The organism is Trichococcus alkaliphilus, assembly GCF_003008695.1.
Taxonomy (GTDB): Bacteria; Bacillota; Bacilli; order Lactobacillales; family Aerococcaceae; genus Trichococcus; species Trichococcus alkaliphilus.
Map to the genome: position 1 here is coordinate 42,522 of NZ_PXZT01000006.1, position 16,436 is coordinate 58,957.

Sequence of the window (16,436 nt, forward strand, 5' to 3'; positions counted from 1 at the left end):
GAAATAATAGAAATATTTTCCAAAAATTAAAAAAATTGATATAAAATCGCTATGCTTTAATATTAGGAGAAAGAAGGTGAAGTATGGCATCAAAAAAAATAAATAAGTTTATGTTTACTGTACAAAAAAAAATAATAACAAAAGTAATATATTTTAATAATGAAATGTATATGAGGTTATTTACTAATTATTTAAGAAGAATAGGTATATCAATAAATGGAAAACCAAAATTTATCAATAATGATGTTTATTTTGACGGAAATGACTATAGCAAAATAATATTAGGTGATAATATTACAATTTCGAGAGAAGTTATGTTTCTTACTCATGACTATTCTATAACAACAGCAGTAGAAGGAACTCAGATGAGTGGGAGTCACCTTAAAGAAGAACTATATTTTTCTAAGGCCATAACGATTGGGAATAATAGTTTCATTGGAGCACGAGCATCAATACTACCCGGAACGAATATTGGTAATAATGTCATTATTGGTGCAGGAAGCGTTGTCAAAGGTATTATTCCGGACAATTCAATCGTAGTAGGAAATCCTCATCAAGTCATAGGTAAGACTGACGAGTGGGCGTTAAGTAAGATGGAAGAGAACGATTTTTTTTCAGAAAAATAATAGTATCCAGAATAATTCATACAATTTCAAGTTGTAGCTATTCCTATTTTCAAATTGATTGACTTTTAAATCTAATTATGTGGTGGAGGTATAAATGAAAATATATATTATATATGAGTTAAGAAGTAGAGAGTATGATACTGCATTACTCCTAAAAAGTGAATTAGAGGCAAGAGGATATTTTGTAAAGATAATAAATAAACAGATGATGTTTAAATGGTTTTATAATGATTCCATTATAATAATACCGAATTGTTATAACACTCTTAATTATGACTATTATAATTATAGTTTGAATGCGAAGAACAATTTTTTTGTAAACCTTCAGATTGAACAGGTATTATCTGAAAAAAATGAGGAGAACGGATTTTGTAATCCGAAAGGGAAAGCAACGTTGCCAGTTCATTGTTGCTGGGGAGAAAATACATATAATAGATTACTGAATAATGGAGTTGAAGATAGTAATTTAAGGATTACAGGTGCAATCCATCTAGATTTTTTAAGGGAAGAATTTCGAGATTTTTGGTATTCTAGAAATGATATTGCAAAAATGTATAATATTCCACCTGATAAGAAATGGGTACTATATATTTCTAGCTTCTCTTATGTGAATAACGAAGAGGTAGTCAAATTAGTACAAAAAGATTTTGGTGGTGAAAAGGCTAGTTATATCAAGGAATTTGAAAAAGTATCTACAGAGTCTCACAAAATCACATTGGATTGGCTAGAAAAATTAGTAAGTGAAAATGAAGATATTATAGTGATCTATAGACCGCATCCCGCCGAAAAACAACACAGTAGGCTTGAAAATATTCAAAATGAATATCAAGGAAAGTTTTACAGTATTTCAGAGTTAAATATAAAGCAATGGTTATTGGTATCTAATCAAGTAATTACATGGTTCAGCACATCAATTGTAGAGAGTTATGCTGCAAAAAAAATGTGTCATATATTACGACCAATATCGATTCCAAAAGAAATAGATGCAAAAATATATCACGAGGCAAAAAATATAATAAATTCTTATGAAGAATTAAACGAACTAGTTAGTGAGCAAATAACCAAGACTGAATTTGATGAGAAAAATTTTCCCATTAACAAAGATGATATGATTAATTATTATTTGATGGATAACAGAGCGGCATTGAAAAAAACACTAGATCTTATAGATGAGTTATCAAATAAAAATAAGAACAAAATAGAAGATAATTATAATTTTAACCGTATGAAATATATCTTAAAGAACAATATCGCTTTGAAGTATTACATGAAGAGGATTTACTCACTATGTTATAAGCGTTTCGGTTTTACAATTAAGAGTGAGACTTTACGAAAACGTTGGGCTTTTGAAAACTTAGAATATGAAGTTGATAATGATATTTTCAATAGACAGGATGAGAATAGAAAACTGAGTTTATTAAGTAGTATTATAGTGAATTTAAAATGAAAGAATCGTACACACAAAAAAATCTAATATTTAGCATCATAAGCTTAATGGTATCTATATTGCAGACTTTATGGTTTATTCCATTTATCTCACAAAAAATTGGTACTGAAGCATATGGTTATATAGCAGTTATTATGACTATTGTTAACCTTTCAACTGTCATATCAATAGCAATTACGTCTATGAGTTCTAGATATATTGCCATTGAGATGCAGAAAAATGATTTTGATGAAGCAAATCGGTATTTTAACTCAATTCTAACAGCTGTATGTTTTGTGGCGTTGTTATTGCTTAGTATATTTATTTTGCTCACTGTTAACTTAAATAAAATAATGATCATCTCAAGTGAATATTTAATTGATGTAAAATTATTAATGCTCATTTCTGGAATTTCACTGATATTTTCAGTGCTAAACACTCCATTTTTAGCGGGACTTTTTTATACAAACAAACTGTACGTCATGTATAGTTTTTCTACAATAAATTATTTAAGTAAGATAATTGTTCCAATAATTTTATTTAAACTTGGTTTTATACCTCTATGGGGTATGAGTATTGGAGGATTGGTAGTTGATTTAGTATCTTTTATATTTTATACAACTCACTATAAGGTGTACTTACCTAATATTCAAATAAAATTTTCACTTTCAGAAAAAAGTTACATTTTCCGAGTTTTGAATTCAGGAATATGGATTTCAATTACAAAAACGGGTAATATATTAAATTCTAACATTGGAACATATTTATCGAATATTCTTTTAGGAGCATATTTAAGTGGTATTTATGCAACAATTCTACAATTACAAACACTTATAACTGTAATGGTGACTGCAATAGTTTCAATATTTGTACCCAAAATGATAAAGTTACATGCTAATGAAAATAAGGATAATTTAATTCAATATATAAAAGATTCAATTAGATTTTTAAGCTTTCCTCTAGGTATAGTCTCCGGTGGGATTTTGGTTTTTGGCCCCATGTTTATGACGTTTTGGATCGGACAGACATATAATCAATATTGGGTGTTAATCATTTTGATGATTGTAGGTTTACCGTTATCATTACCAGCTGAAATTTTAAATCAAGTTAATATAACTACTAATAAAGTTAAAATTCCAGCTATAGCTACTCTTATATTTGGGTTCATAAATATTATATTAATATATATTTTCTGTTTTCTGTTGGAATTTGGAGTTATCGGTATTGCATTGAGTCAATTAATTACATCAGTAGTTAGAGGTTTTTTCTTTTTTACAATATATACATCTTACCAGATTGGAAATTCCACACACTTGTTCATTCTAGATGTTCTATTTTGTCCTTTTATTACATTAATTACGACAGTTATCTCTCTAATAATCTCTCAATTATTCTATCCAAGTACTATGCTTGATTTAATCATCGAGGCCGTACTTACAACTATTATTGTTATATATATAAGTTATTTGTTTATATTTAATAGGAAAGAAAAAGAATACGTGAAAAATATTTTGAAGTAAGTGAGGGGGAAAAGCTATACAAAGGTAAAATTTTAGTATAAAAGATATAAGAGTAATATATCTTTATTTAGAACGACAGTATTTATTGTTTTTATAAAATATATTAAGTTAACTTAATATAACAGCAACAAAAATTTCTTTTTGCAATGTTTATATAAATTTTTATTATGAAGAATGGAGTAGAGACAATGACAGTATTAGTAACAGGAGCAGATGGCTTCATCGGTAGTCACTTAACTGAAGAATTAGTAAAAAGAGGTGAAAAAGTTAGAGCATTTGCTTATTACAATTCTTTCAATACATGGGGATGGCTAGATACTTTGCCGAAAGAAATTCTTTCTGAAATTGAAGTATTCACCGGTGATATCCGTGATCCGAATGGTGTACGAGAAGCAATGAAAGGTATAGATACGGTTTACCATCTAGCAGCCTTAATCGCGATTCCATTCAGCTACCATTCACCAGATTCATACGTAGATACAAATATCAAAGGAACTCTAAATGTACTTCAAGCAGCGCGGGATTTGGATACACGCCGTGTATTGTGCACATCAACTTCTGAAGTTTACGGTACTGCGCAATATGTACCTATCGATGAAAATCACCCATTCCAAGGTCAAAGTCCATATTCAGCTACAAAAATCGGAAGCGACAGAATGGCTGAAAGCTTCTATCGTAGTTTTGAAACACCTGTTACGATTGTTCGTCCATTCAATACCTATGGACCAAGACAATCTGCACGTGCGGTTATCCCGACAATCATTACACAATTGCTAGCTGGAAAAGAAGAAATTAAATTGGGTTCAATATCTCCAACACGTGATTTTAATTACGTAAAAGATACTGCTAATGGGTTTATTACTTTGGCAAAGGCAGACAACGTGATTGGGGAAGAAATCAACATAGCTACACAAGATGAAATTTCCATTGGTCAATTGGCGGAAGAACTGATTCGTCAAATTAATCCAGATGCAAAAATCATAACAGAAGAAGAAAGATTACGTCCTGAGAAAAGTGAAGTGAACCGTTTGTTGGGTTCAAATGAAAAAATCATGCGTTTAACAGATTGGAAGCCACAATACACCTTTGAACAAGGACTTGCTGAAACGATCGAATTCTTTAAACACAATTTGGATAAATATAAAACAGACATTTACAACATCTAGGAGGTGAGATTATGACAAGAGAGTTCATACCATTATCAGTCCCAAATTTGAAAGGCAGAGAGTTAGAGTATGTAATTGATGCTGTTGAAACTGAATGGGTTTCTACTGGAGGAAGTTATATCAACGATTTCGAAAGTGAACTAGCGAAATTCGTCAAGGTAGATAAGGCAGTAGCTGTACAGAGTGGTACAGCTGCGCTACATTTATCTTTGATGGAAATTGGAGTATCAGCCGGAGAAGAAGTGATCGCACCTACTTTAACTTTTATTGCTGCAGTTAATCCAATTCGTTATTGTGGAGCAGAACCTGTATTTATGGACTGCGACGACTCTCTGTGCATGGATCCAGTTAAGCTAGAAGCATTTCTTACAAACGAATGTAACTTTGAAAATGACATTGTTACAAATAAGATAACTAAAAAGAGGATTAGAGCAATTATAGTTGTTCATGTCTTTGGCAACTTGGCAGACATGGAAGCTATTTTGGATATCGCTAAAAAATTCAAATTACAAGTTGTAGAAGATGCAACTGAAGCCTTAGGATCTTACTATACCTCCGGTAAGTTTGCCGGGAAACACGCTGGAACGTTGGGAGATTTCGGTGCATACTCTTTTAATGGCAACAAAATCATCACAACGGGCGGAGGAGGAATGATTGTTGGTAAGGATGATGATAAATTAGAACATATCCGATATATTTCTACTCAAGCGAAGGATGATCCGATAAATTTTGTGCATGGCGAGGTTGGTTACAACTATCGTATGACAAATTTACAAGGAGCTTTAGGATTAGGGCAAATTGAGCAATTGCTTAAATTTATAGAAACCAAAGAAAGCAATTATAAAATCTATAATGAGTTGTTTAGGGACAACAAGGGAGTTAATTTACTGCCTTTTCGTGAAAATACTAAATCCAATCATTGGTTCTATGCGTTATTTATTGAAAATCCATCAGCTTTACAATCTTTAATGGATGAATTACAACAGAAACAAATTCAAACTCGACCTATTTGGGGATTAATTCATGAACAGAAACCATATACGGGATCCCAGAGTTATAATATTGAAAAAGCTACTTTCTATGCGAAACATATTATTAACATTCCTTGCAGTACAAATTTAAGTGGAAATGATGTTCGTTATGTGGCAGAATGCATTAATAGTTTAGTGTATTAGAATTGGGGGATCACTTTTGGAAATCAATGATTTTATTGTAAATAGTAACGTCAGCGTCAAATTTGCCATGGAACAGATGGATAGGAATGCTCGAAAAATTATCTATGTATCAAAAGACTCAAAATTAATTGGCGTACTGTCTGACGGAGATATCCGAAGGTATATATTGAGAGATAATTCCATTCAAGATATTGTTGAAAGAGCTATGAATCCTAATCCAATTCATATTTTGAATAATCAAATAGAAATAGCGCATGATTTGATGAATGAAAAACAGGTTGAATCTATTCCTGTGTTAAACGAGGACTTTTCGATTCGTAACATCATGTTTAAATCTTTCGATTTAATCAGTAGAGATAAACTAAATAATGCAGTAGTAATTATGGCAGGTGGAAAAGGCACACGTCTTTATCCGTACACAAAAATACTTCCCAAGCCTTTGATTCCAATTGGGGACACACCTATTATGGAACGAATTATTAATAAATTTCATGATTTTGGCTGTACTAATTATTTAGTAAGTGTAAATTATAAAAAAAATATGATACGTAGCTATTTTGATGATATTGAACGTCCGTATGATATGACCTATATAGAAGAAGATAAGCCATTGGGTACTGGTGGTAGTTTATCCTTAATGAAGTCATTGCTGCAAGAGACATTTTTTGTTTCAAATTGTGATATTCTCGTGGATGCTGACTATACGAATATTGTAGATTTTCATAAAGTGAATAAACACGATGTGACGATTGTAGCTTCCATTAAGAATAATCAAATACCATACGGAGTATTGAAATTAGATGAAGATGGTTTGCTAGAAGATACAGAAGAGAAACCGGAATTCAGCTATTTGATTAACACCGGCATGTATTTAATTGAACCTGCAATTTTAGATTTAGTACCTGAAAATGAGTTTTCTGACCTCCCTACAATAATAATGTTGGCGAAACAAAAAGGCCTTAAAATTGGTGTATATCCAGTCAGTGAAAACTCGTGGCTCGACATGGGACAAATTAAAGAGATGGAACAAATGATCGATAGCCTAGGAGTTAATTAAATGGAGAAAATCATTTTAATAGGCGGCGGCGGTCATTGTGCCAGTGTAATCGATAGCATGAGAAAGCAGGCTCTTTATGAGCCTGTTGGCATTTTTGACGTACCTGAAAAACTAGGACAGTCGACTTTAGGGGTACCATTTGTTGGAACTGATGAGGAAATAAAAAATTGGAAGCAAAAAGGAATAACACATGCCTTTATTACTATGGGCAGTGTCGGGAATACTAAGCTAAGAGAAAAACTCGTTAGAAATGCAGTGGAACTCGGGTTTTTGTTTCCTATAGTAATAGATCCATCTGCTATCATTGGTGAAAATGTAGAAATAACAAGTGGAACATACGTCGGAAAAGGAGCCATAATTAATACCAATTCAATTATTGCTGAGCATGCAATAATCAACTCAGGTGTAATAGTTGAGCATGACTGTCGAATTGGTAAATTCGTGCATTTGGCTCCCGGAACGACATTAAGTGGCGGTGTTTCAATCGGAAATTATTCCCATATTGGAACTAATAGCACCATAATTCAAGGGGCTAAAATAGGCAGTCGAACATTAATAGGTGCCGGTTCGGTTGTTCTACGTCCAATTGGAGATGGACAGACAGCATATGGCAATCCTTGCAAGGAGGTTAAAGGATGAAAGATGTTTTAGTTATTGCAGAGGCTGGAGTAAATCATAACGGCAGCATTGAATTAGCAAAAAAATTAATTAAAGAGGCTTCGATAGCTGGAGCAGATGTAGTTAAGTTTCAAACTTTTAAAGCAGAAACCTTAGTATCTAAATCAGCAAAAAAAGCCAATTATCAAAAAGCCTCTACAGATGTGGAAGAGAGTCAATTTGATATGCTGAAGAAGCTAGAATTAGATTATGCAATACATGAAGAATTGATGCAGTATTCTAACGAACAGGGCATTAAGTTCTTATCTTCAGCATTCGATCTTGAAAGCATAGATCTATTAAATGAGTTAGGCATTGATATCTTTAAGATACCTTCTGGTGAAATCACCAATTTGCCTTACTTACGTAAAATAGCTCAAACTGGAAAACAAATAATTTTATCAACTGGTATGAGTACAATATCTGATATTGAAGCTGCTTTGGACGTATTACGCCAAAATGGTGCCACAGATATTATTGTATTGCACTGTAATACTGAATATCCTACTCCTATGGAGGATGTAAATCTTCTGGCGATGAATACCATCCAAAATACTTTTAAAGTCAGAGTCGGTTATTCAGATCACACCGTAGGAATTGAAGTACCAATAGCAGCTGTTGCATTGGGTGCAGAAGTGATTGAAAAACATTTTACCTTGGATAAAACGATGGAAGGCCCCGATCATAAGGCAAGTTTAGAGCCTAAAGAATTGAAAGCGATGGTAGATGCTATTCGAAATATCCAAGCAGCTTTGGGAGACGGTTTGAAAAGTCCTTCTGAATCTGAAATAAAAAATATGCCGATTGCGCGTAAAAGTTTGGTCGCCAAAGCAAACATACAAACAGGAGAAATGTTTTCAGAGGATAATTTGACAATTAAGCGCCCTGGAACCGGATTGTCTCCTATGCTCTGGGATGACATAATTGGATCTATCGCCAGAAAAGATTATGAAGTAGATGAAGTGATAACATTATGAAAAAAATATGCGTAGTTACAGGTACACGAGCTGAATATGGACTGCTTACTCCATTAATCAATAAGATTCAGGATGACAGTGATTTAGTTTTACAATTGGTAGTAACTGGTATGCACATGTCACCTGAATTTGGAATGACAGTTAATTCGATTGAAAATGATGGATATGAAATAGCAGAACGCATAGAAATACTGCTCAGTTCAGACTCTCCTGTTGGAATCAGTAAGTCAATGGGATTAGCATTAATCAGTTTTTCGGAAGCATTTGAACGATTGCAACCAGATATGGTCGTTGTTTTAGGGGACAGATCTGAAATTTTTGCTGTTGCTGCAGCAGCTTCTGTTGCAAGAATTCCAATTGCTCATCTGCACGGCGGAGAAACTACTGAAGGTGCTGTGGATGAAGCATTTCGACATAGTATCACGAAACTAAGTTGGCTCCATTTCACAAGTACGGAAGATTATCGTAAAAGAGTCATTCAACTTGGTGAGAATCCAGAGCGCGTATTTAATGTAGGAGCAATAGGTATTGAAAATATAGTCCAGAGCCCATTAATGACTAAAAATGAATTAGAACAGAGTCTGAATGTTGAATTGAAACATCCTTTACTACTTGTTACCTTCCATCCAGTAACTTTGGAGAATAAAACGTCATCAACACAATTTCAGGAATTACTAGGTGCTTTAGATCAATACACTGAGGGAACGATTATTTTTACAAAAGCTAACTCTGATACCGACGGACGTGTTATCAATCACATGATTGACGAATATGTCAAAACACATGAAAATAATTGTTTAGCATACACTTCTATGGGCCAGAAGCGTTATTTGAGTGCTATGAAAATTGCTGATGCTGTTGTCGGAAATTCATCCAGTGGAATTATTGAGGCGCCGTCTTTCAATATTCCAACGGTAAATATTGGGGATCGACAAAAAGGAAGAATACAAGCTGTTTCAGTGATTAATTGTGAACCAAATAGAATTGATATTGAAAAAAGTTTGTCAGAAGCATTGTCACTGAGCTTCCAAAGTAAAATACAAGGCTTCAAAAACCCATATGGTGAAGGAAATGTAAGCTCAAAAATATTAAAAGAGATTAAAAGTGAACTGATGAAAGATATTTCATTGAAGAAAAAATTTTATGACATAGGATGATGGTGAAATAAAATGTATAAGGATAATACCTTTATTGCAATTATACCTGCTAGAAGCGGATCCAAAGGCCTAGTTGATAAAAATATAAAAATAATGGCAGACAAGCACCTTATTGGATACACTATTGAAGCTGCTGTAAAATCAGGGGTTTTCGATAAAATTATTGTTTCTACGGATTCTGAAGAATATGCTGCTATTTCAAGAGAATATGGTGCGGAATGCCCCTATTTAAGGCCAAAACAGATTTCAAAAGATGAAAGTTCTACTGCCGATGTTATTGAGTATATACTTCAAAAAGAACTTGAATCGGGAAATAATTATGATTATTTCTGTTTGCTACAACCAACATCTCCACTTAGGGATGAAGTTAACATTATCGAGGCTGCAGATTTATTAATTGATAAGGATGCCAAAAGTGTTATATCCGTGTGTGAAGTAGAGCACTCACCAGCACTAATGAATTGTCTACCGGAATCTCTAAATATGAATAATTTCATAAGTGTTCAAAATAATAAACGACGTCAGGAATTAGGAAAGTACTATAGGTTGAATGGTGCTATTTATATTTGTAATTCGAAGTTTTTTTTAGAGGAAAAGAATTTTTATGGCACAGACAGTTATGCATATATCATGGACAAAAAGAACTCAGTCGATATAGATGATATATATGATTTTAAGTATGCCGAGATGCTGATTAAAGAAATCTGAGATAAATCATCTAAGTTAGAAATTAAAAACCAGAATAAGTTATTGTCTATTACTTGTTCTGGTTTCTAACTAGAAGTAAGCGCTCAATTAATTTGGTTATCAACTGAAAAATTTACTATATTTCGAAGGAGTAATCGTTCATATGCAGAAAGTCAGAAAAGCAGTCATTCCAGCTGCCGGTTTCGGCACGCGTTTTTTACCGGCTACGAAGGCCATGGCGAAAGAAATGTTGCCGATCGTCGATAAGCCGACGATTCAATTCATCGTCGAAGAAGCCATCGCATCTGGCATCGAAGAAATCCTGATTGTCACAGGCAAAAGCAAGCGCGCCATCGAGGACCATTTCGACTCCAATGTTGAGTTGGAGATGAACTTGCGTGAAAAAGGCAAACAGGAGCTATTGGCTTTGGTTCAGGAGTCGACTGGTGTCCGCATCCACTTTGTGCGCCAAGCATATCCGTTGGGACTGGGCCATGCTGTCCTGCAGGCGAAAGCCTTTGTAGGTGATGAGCCATTTGTAGTCATGCTTGGTGATGACCTGATGGAGGATGAAGTGCCATTGGCGAAACAACTGATCAACGCCTATGAACGCACACATGCATCGAATATCGCAGTTATGGAGGTACCTCAGGAAGAAACATCCAAGTACGGCATCATCGACATCGCTTCCGAATTGGAACCAGGCTTGTACAATGTCAGCCGTTTCGTTGAGAAACCGAAAGCGGAAGAAGCGCCAAGCAACTTGGCAATCATCGGCCGTTATCTGTTGACGCCGGAAATCTTCGAAATCTTGGAGAACCAGACTCCTGGAGCAGGCGGAGAGATCCAACTAACCGATGCCATCGATACCCTGAACCAAACGCAACGCGTCTTCGCGAAACGTTTCGAGGGAACCCGCTACGACGTCGGCGACAAGTTCGGCTTCATGACCACCAGCATCAACTACGGTCTAACCCATCCGGAAGTTAAAGACAAACTGAAGGACTTTATTATTGCGCTTGGGAAAGAGTTGTCTGGGGAGAGCGAAAATGATAGCACAGTGGCTGGGACAACCGTTTCAGTAATGTAGAAGTGCCCGAAAAAAAGAAAAACGCCGTTTTTCGAGTGTGTGCCATTTTTAGGCGGTCGGCAAGTATTTGCAGGAAGTCCAGATTTTCAGGGGTGGTACTGCAATCATATATTCCAGCATGATCTCGAGACAACGACCGGATTTTAATCCCGGTCGTTGCCTTATTATGTTCAACAGCTAGGCACACCCGAGGGTGTGCCAGGGACCGTAAGCTCCGACGAGCGCTCCTCTTAAAGGGTAAAACCAGCACGTGGATGACCTAGCTCCGATAAGAATGATCTCACCTGTGTGTGCTGCAAGGTGAGCCGCTGAATGCGAGAGATACATCCGATGGTTGCTAGTGTGTGAGCCATTTAGCTACCGAGCACATAGTCGGAGAAGTGTAGCTTGAGAACATTACACATCCGATGAATTGCAGTGTAGCAGGGGTTGAAGCGCGATAGAAATTCCTTGCTACTGCTGCATATGGTTGCCTGTATGGATTGGAAAACGCTTGAATTAGCGATGAAAAACTAGTTTATTACGTCCGTAAAACATTTGTTTAAAATATTTTAAAAAGGGCTTTTCTTTTGAATAAGCCTGTGGTATTCTAATTAAGGGTTAGTTCATAAAAAGAATAAACTTGATTTAAAAGTTAAAAATTGAGGCGTTAGTCATCGTTAAGCAAAAATATTGGATCTTGTCCTTAGGGATATTGCATGCTTATAAACTAACGTTTGATTTTTCGCGAATAATGAAAGCGCATACTTTTGTTGTCTTATCCTAAAAATTTGAGTTGGGAGATACAGAATGGAGTTTAAAGTCATTTCACCTTATTGTGGTTTGCACATGGAAGGTGATACGGTAAAGGTTTTTTATCTGGAGTCGGAAGACTTGGCGAGGGAGTATGTTTTTGGTAATGCGCAAGATGCGCAGGAATTCTGCAATGCAGCTAAAAATTTGGACGCGTTTATGATCAACGTACCGAAAGGGAAAGAGGAGCTGTATCATCTGGAATTTCTGGAACAAATTATCAAGGATAAAGAGTACGAATTGATCGTTCACGAGGCGACTCCTGAGGACGAGCAAGAAGCAAGCTGATAACTACAAATTACTTGGGGGTAGATGATTAAACACTGTTTTGCCGATACAATTGACTGTGCGCAGTCATTGATTCGATGGGAACGGGTTGCGGCGAAATGCTCACTCCTGAACAACAGCAAGGGTGAATAATCGACAGCAACTATTTGTTTGAATTTAAATAAAAGCGTTTTAATTAAATCGGAATTATTGGAGGAAAACTATTACATGTCAAACTTTAAGATGGTGGAACCATACTGTGGTGTCAGCAGATATGACAAGAATTTTTTCGTATATTACCTGAATACTGATGAGAACCTACGCCGTGAGTATGTATTCAATACGGATGCAGATGCAAATAATTTCAACAAGGCCCTCGAGAACCTGACTGTCTTCATGGAAGGCATTCCCGTACGCAAAAAAGAAGTCTATCATCAAGCCTTCTTGGATTTGCTGCTTAAAGAAGTGGACCATAAATTGTCCGTCCGCACAAACCCAGGTGGGTCCGCAGCAGCAATCCCATCAGCGCTGTTATCAGCGATGGGAAAAAGGCTGTCATAAAGGAACAGAAGCAATAGGCACGGCCGGCGGTCCGGTCTCTGCCTCTTCCTGTGCGGGGAAATGGACTATCAACACTGGGTCAAAAATATTTTTTTTCATCGGTCAATCAACAATAGAGGGATGAGTACCAGATAACTAATTCGAATAAGAATGAAAGCGCTTTGAGTGGGATCGGGAAATATAAATTATTGGGGGAAACTTATAGCATGGCAAATTTTAAACTAGTTGCACCTTACTGTGGTGTCAGGAAATATGACAAAAGATTTTTCGTACACTACTTGGAGACAGAAGAGAACATACGCCGCGAGTATATATTCAATTCGGATGAAGACGTAAGTAATTTCAGCCATGCCCTCGAGAACCTGACCGCCTTCATGAAAAACGTTCCTGTATGCAAGAAAGAGGCTTACCATCAAGAATTTCTGGATCTGCTGCTCAGAGAAGTCGACCACAAATTGAACGTCCGCATAAATCCTGTCGAACCTGCTGCAGCTGCACTAGCAATCGAAGCGTAAGGCAATCATAGCTTCACATAAGTAATGGGCTCAGTCCGGTTGTCTCGGTCTGTGCCTCTTTCTGTTGTGACCCATCGAAGAGCTGTCCGCCGGATAGCGGCATTCCGAACAAGCGCGGCCAGTCCGGAGCGCTGTGGCACATCATTCTTGTTCTCTGGTAAGATTTCCTTAGCTGTGGATCCGATCGATTCGGAACATGTGCCTCCGATCCCGGCGCTTTCGCGGTGATGTGCGACAGTCATCCCATTCAAACATCGCACAAAACCGATCATTTCAAAAAATAATGCATGATAAAAGGAGCAAAAATGTGGAATTAACCGTAACAGAGTTACTGTCCTATGGAACCGTCAGAATCGAATGTACGGATATAAACAATCAAGAAACGGCGGGGACAGGATATGTAGTTGAATTCGAAAAGGATGGAGATACAAATATCTCCATCACGGCGCTCATCACCAATAAGAGTGTGATCAAAGGTGCCGAAAAAGGCAGGCTTGTTTTTACGCAAGAAACTGAAGATGGTGCGCCTGATGATAGAAATCACCATAAGGTATCGTTAAGCCAATTCGAAAAAAAGTGGGTGATGCATCCGGATCCCGCTGTCGATTTGTGCGCGTTGCCGATAGACAAGCTTGTCCAGAAGGCAGAAGCCAAGGATATCCAGCTGTTTTATCCGGTGATTACGATGGACTTAATTCCAACGGAGGAACAACTCGATGAATTGGATGCAATGGAGGCAATTATCACGGCAGGTTATCCTGATGGACTATGGGACACGGTCAACAACAGACCCGTTTTAAGAAGGGGTGTGACAGCTACGCACCCTATAAAGGATTACAATGGCAAGAAAGAATTCTTGATAGATGCTCCCACCATGCTAGGCACGAGTGGTTCACCGGTTTTAATTATCGATGAGAATGGTTATATCGATCGCGACGGAAATTACTATCCGGATGAAGACCGCATCCTGTTCTTGGGCACGCTCTCTGCAGGTCCGCATGCAGCACCGGAAGACCTACCGAAGAAGAGTGATATTACCGCGACTGTTTCACCACACCTGCCGAGGAACCTCGGACTGGTGATCAAATCCAGCCGTATTTTGGAACTGGCAGCATTATTTTGAAAAAATGGTTGATGTAAAAGAGAAGGGTGATCGCCTGTCGATGGCGGTCGGTCTTCTCTTTTTTTGATCTCAACACACGGCGCTCGGTCTTCTCTTTTTTTGATCTCAACACACGGCGCTCGGGAGCCAGCAAGCTCCGATGGAGCGAGCTCTCATCGGAAGAAAGCTATGCGCCAGATAGTTCAACTCCGGAGAGTGAATGCTGACCGGAGGAGGGGGCGTTGTGGGTGGCCGAACTCCTGCGAAGCCGACTTGGTCGGAGGTGATCATCATTTGGGATGTTCTCCTCCGGCGGAAGTAAGGTTCACCGGAGGAAATCACAGCTCCGATGGAGCGAGCCCTCATCGGAAGACCGTCTTGCGTCGGCTAACTCAACTCCGGAGAGCGAATGCTGGCCGGAGGAGGATAAGTTGCGGGCGGTTGTAATCCTGCGAAGCGGCGGTGGTCGGAGGTAACCGTCATTTGGGATGTTCTCTTCCGGCGGAAATATGGTTCACCGGAGGAAATCACAGCTCCGATGAGACGGGCCCTCATCGGAAGACAGCCTTGCGTCGGCTAGCTCAACTCCGGGGAGCGAATGCTGACCGGAGTTGAGAGCAGTGCGGGCGTCTGTACTCCTGCGAAGATGCGGTGATCGGAGGTGATCATCATTTGGGATGTTCTCCTCCGGCGGGAAGGCTCCTGCCCGGAGGAAAACGTCAGCTCCGATGAGGCGGGCCCTCATTGAATATTGCAAATTTATAGAGCCGCCTTTGCGGATGATGGAGCCGGCGAGTGCATGAAGGAGAGCCACCAAGTGCGAACTTGGTTACCGTTCATTGAAAAATGCTAGTGCTAAACTGAATTGAACAGTTTCCAATGATTAAGATTGAACATTTTCGCCAAAGTTGAATATTGCAAATGGATAGAGCCACTTGTGCAGAGAAATGTACCAGCAAATGCAAAGCTTTTTACCACTCTCGGCAAAGAGGTTACCAGTTGGTGTATCTAAGCCACCAGTTGTACCAATCGTATAAAGTGGTAACATCAGTGGCACTCGCTGGTAATTCTCGTGTCATTGACTGGTAAGTATCCTGTCACTGATGGTAACTGGCCTGGCGGGGGATGTTGCAGATAACAGAGCCTCGTATCTGGATGAAGGGACACTCTCCTCGATTACTCCACCTCCGATGAGAATGTTTTGCCCGGAGCTAGTCGATTTCCGCACTCCTGAAGTACGGTGAGGCCATGCTTACCGGAGGTAGGTATCTTTTCGGATCTCCAGCTCCGGCGAAAGAGCTGCTCGTCGGAGCTGAGCTATTAGGACACAACAGCCAGGTTCTCTATTACCGCCATGAAATGCTCGAAGGAAGGCTCACTCAGAATACGTTCCTGTTTCTCAGCCTGATCCATCAATTCCAGCAATAAGTCATAAATATATTCTGTATTCGCATAGTCTTGCTTCGTGATCGAGAACAGGAAGACGAATTTCACAAGGTGGCCGTCTCCCCAATCGATGCCGTTCGGAATCACAGAGAACAGGGACAACCGACTTGAATGCCATCAGCGACATCGGATGCGGGATGGCCAGGATATTGTTGAGATTGGGATCTGATCAAACAATGAAAAACTGACAATAGGTGAAGCTGATGAAAGTGGAA

16 protein-coding genes are annotated in these 16,436 nt (G+C 38.0%); 15 read left to right on the plus strand and 1 reads right to left on the minus strand.

Annotated features, from left to right (window positions below):
* The first annotated feature begins 83 nt into the window (after positions 1-83).
* From C7R73_RS06735 to C7R73_RS06805, 15 genes are all read left to right on the plus strand, one after another.
* On the plus strand, positions 84-626 hold the full coding sequence (locus tag C7R73_RS06735) for an acyltransferase (protein WP_106449761.1): 543 nt from the start codon (positions 84-86) through the stop codon (positions 624-626).
* A gap of 94 nt (positions 627-720) precedes the next feature.
* Complete coding sequence (locus C7R73_RS06740; protein ID WP_106449762.1) at positions 721-2,073, plus strand: surface carbohydrate biosynthesis protein; 1,353 nt, start codon at positions 721-723, stop codon at positions 2,071-2,073.
* Entirely contained in the window at positions 2,070-3,572 is a 1,503-nt protein-coding gene (locus C7R73_RS06745; RefSeq protein ID WP_106449763.1) for an oligosaccharide flippase family protein, read from the plus strand. The genes C7R73_RS06740 and C7R73_RS06745 overlap by 4 nt, the downstream gene beginning before the upstream one ends.
* Positions 3,573-3,760: 188 nt before the next feature.
* A complete protein-coding gene (locus C7R73_RS06750) occupies positions 3,761-4,738 on the plus strand; it encodes an NAD-dependent 4,6-dehydratase LegB (protein ID WP_106449764.1) in 978 nt (325 codons plus the stop codon).
* An 11-nt stretch (positions 4,739-4,749) separates the two neighbouring features.
* Complete coding sequence (locus C7R73_RS06755) at positions 4,750-5,913, plus strand: LegC family aminotransferase (RefSeq protein ID WP_106449765.1); 1,164 nt, start codon at positions 4,750-4,752, stop codon at positions 5,911-5,913.
* Positions 5,914-5,929: 16 nt separating this feature from the next.
* A complete protein-coding gene (locus tag C7R73_RS06760) occupies positions 5,930-6,970 on the plus strand; it encodes a nucleotidyltransferase family protein (RefSeq protein ID WP_106449766.1) in 1,041 nt (346 codons plus the stop codon).
* Complete coding sequence (locus C7R73_RS06765; RefSeq protein ID WP_106449767.1) at positions 6,971-7,609, plus strand: acetyltransferase; 639 nt, start codon at positions 6,971-6,973, stop codon at positions 7,607-7,609.
* Positions 7,606-8,604: an N-acetylneuraminate synthase gene (gene neuB / locus C7R73_RS06770; RefSeq protein ID WP_106449768.1), complete on the plus strand. Its 999-nt coding sequence runs from the start codon at positions 7,606-7,608 to the stop codon at positions 8,602-8,604. Before C7R73_RS06765 ends, neuB begins: the two co-directional genes overlap by 4 nt.
* On the plus strand, positions 8,601-9,761 hold the full coding sequence (neuC, locus tag C7R73_RS06775) for a UDP-N-acetylglucosamine 2-epimerase (protein WP_106449769.1): 1,161 nt from the start codon (positions 8,601-8,603) through the stop codon (positions 9,759-9,761). The genes neuB and neuC overlap by 4 nt, the downstream gene beginning before the upstream one ends.
* A 12-nt stretch (positions 9,762-9,773) precedes the next feature.
* On the plus strand, positions 9,774-10,469 hold the full coding sequence (locus C7R73_RS06780) for an acylneuraminate cytidylyltransferase family protein (RefSeq protein ID WP_106449770.1): 696 nt from the start codon (positions 9,774-9,776) through the stop codon (positions 10,467-10,469).
* Positions 10,470-10,611: 142 nt separating this feature from the next.
* On the plus strand, positions 10,612-11,538 hold the full coding sequence (galU, locus tag C7R73_RS06785) for a UTP--glucose-1-phosphate uridylyltransferase GalU (protein WP_106449771.1): 927 nt from the start codon (positions 10,612-10,614) through the stop codon (positions 11,536-11,538).
* A 789-nt stretch (positions 11,539-12,327) separates the two neighbouring features.
* Entirely contained in the window at positions 12,328-12,618 is a 291-nt protein-coding gene (locus tag C7R73_RS06790; RefSeq protein WP_106449772.1) for a hypothetical protein, read from the plus strand.
* A gap of 207 nt (positions 12,619-12,825) precedes the next feature.
* A complete protein-coding gene (locus C7R73_RS06795; RefSeq protein WP_106449773.1) occupies positions 12,826-13,158 on the plus strand; it encodes a hypothetical protein in 333 nt (110 codons plus the stop codon).
* 206 nt (positions 13,159-13,364) lie between these two features.
* Complete coding sequence (locus tag C7R73_RS06800) at positions 13,365-13,673, plus strand: hypothetical protein (RefSeq protein WP_106449774.1); 309 nt, start codon at positions 13,365-13,367, stop codon at positions 13,671-13,673.
* A 307-nt stretch (positions 13,674-13,980) separates the two neighbouring features.
* Positions 13,981-14,796 carry a S1 family peptidase gene (locus tag C7R73_RS06805; protein WP_106449775.1) on the plus strand — a complete coding sequence of 272 codons (816 nt, stop codon included), beginning with the start codon at positions 13,981-13,983 and terminating at the stop codon, positions 14,794-14,796.
* Between the two features lie 1,299 nt (positions 14,797-16,095).
* On the opposite strand, the gene C7R73_RS13670 is transcribed toward C7R73_RS06805, so the two are convergent.
* On the minus strand, positions 16,096-16,269 hold the full coding sequence (locus C7R73_RS13670; protein ID WP_239992588.1) for a hypothetical protein: 174 nt from the start codon (positions 16,267-16,269) through the stop codon (positions 16,096-16,098).
* Between the last annotated feature and the right edge of the window lie 167 nt (positions 16,270-16,436).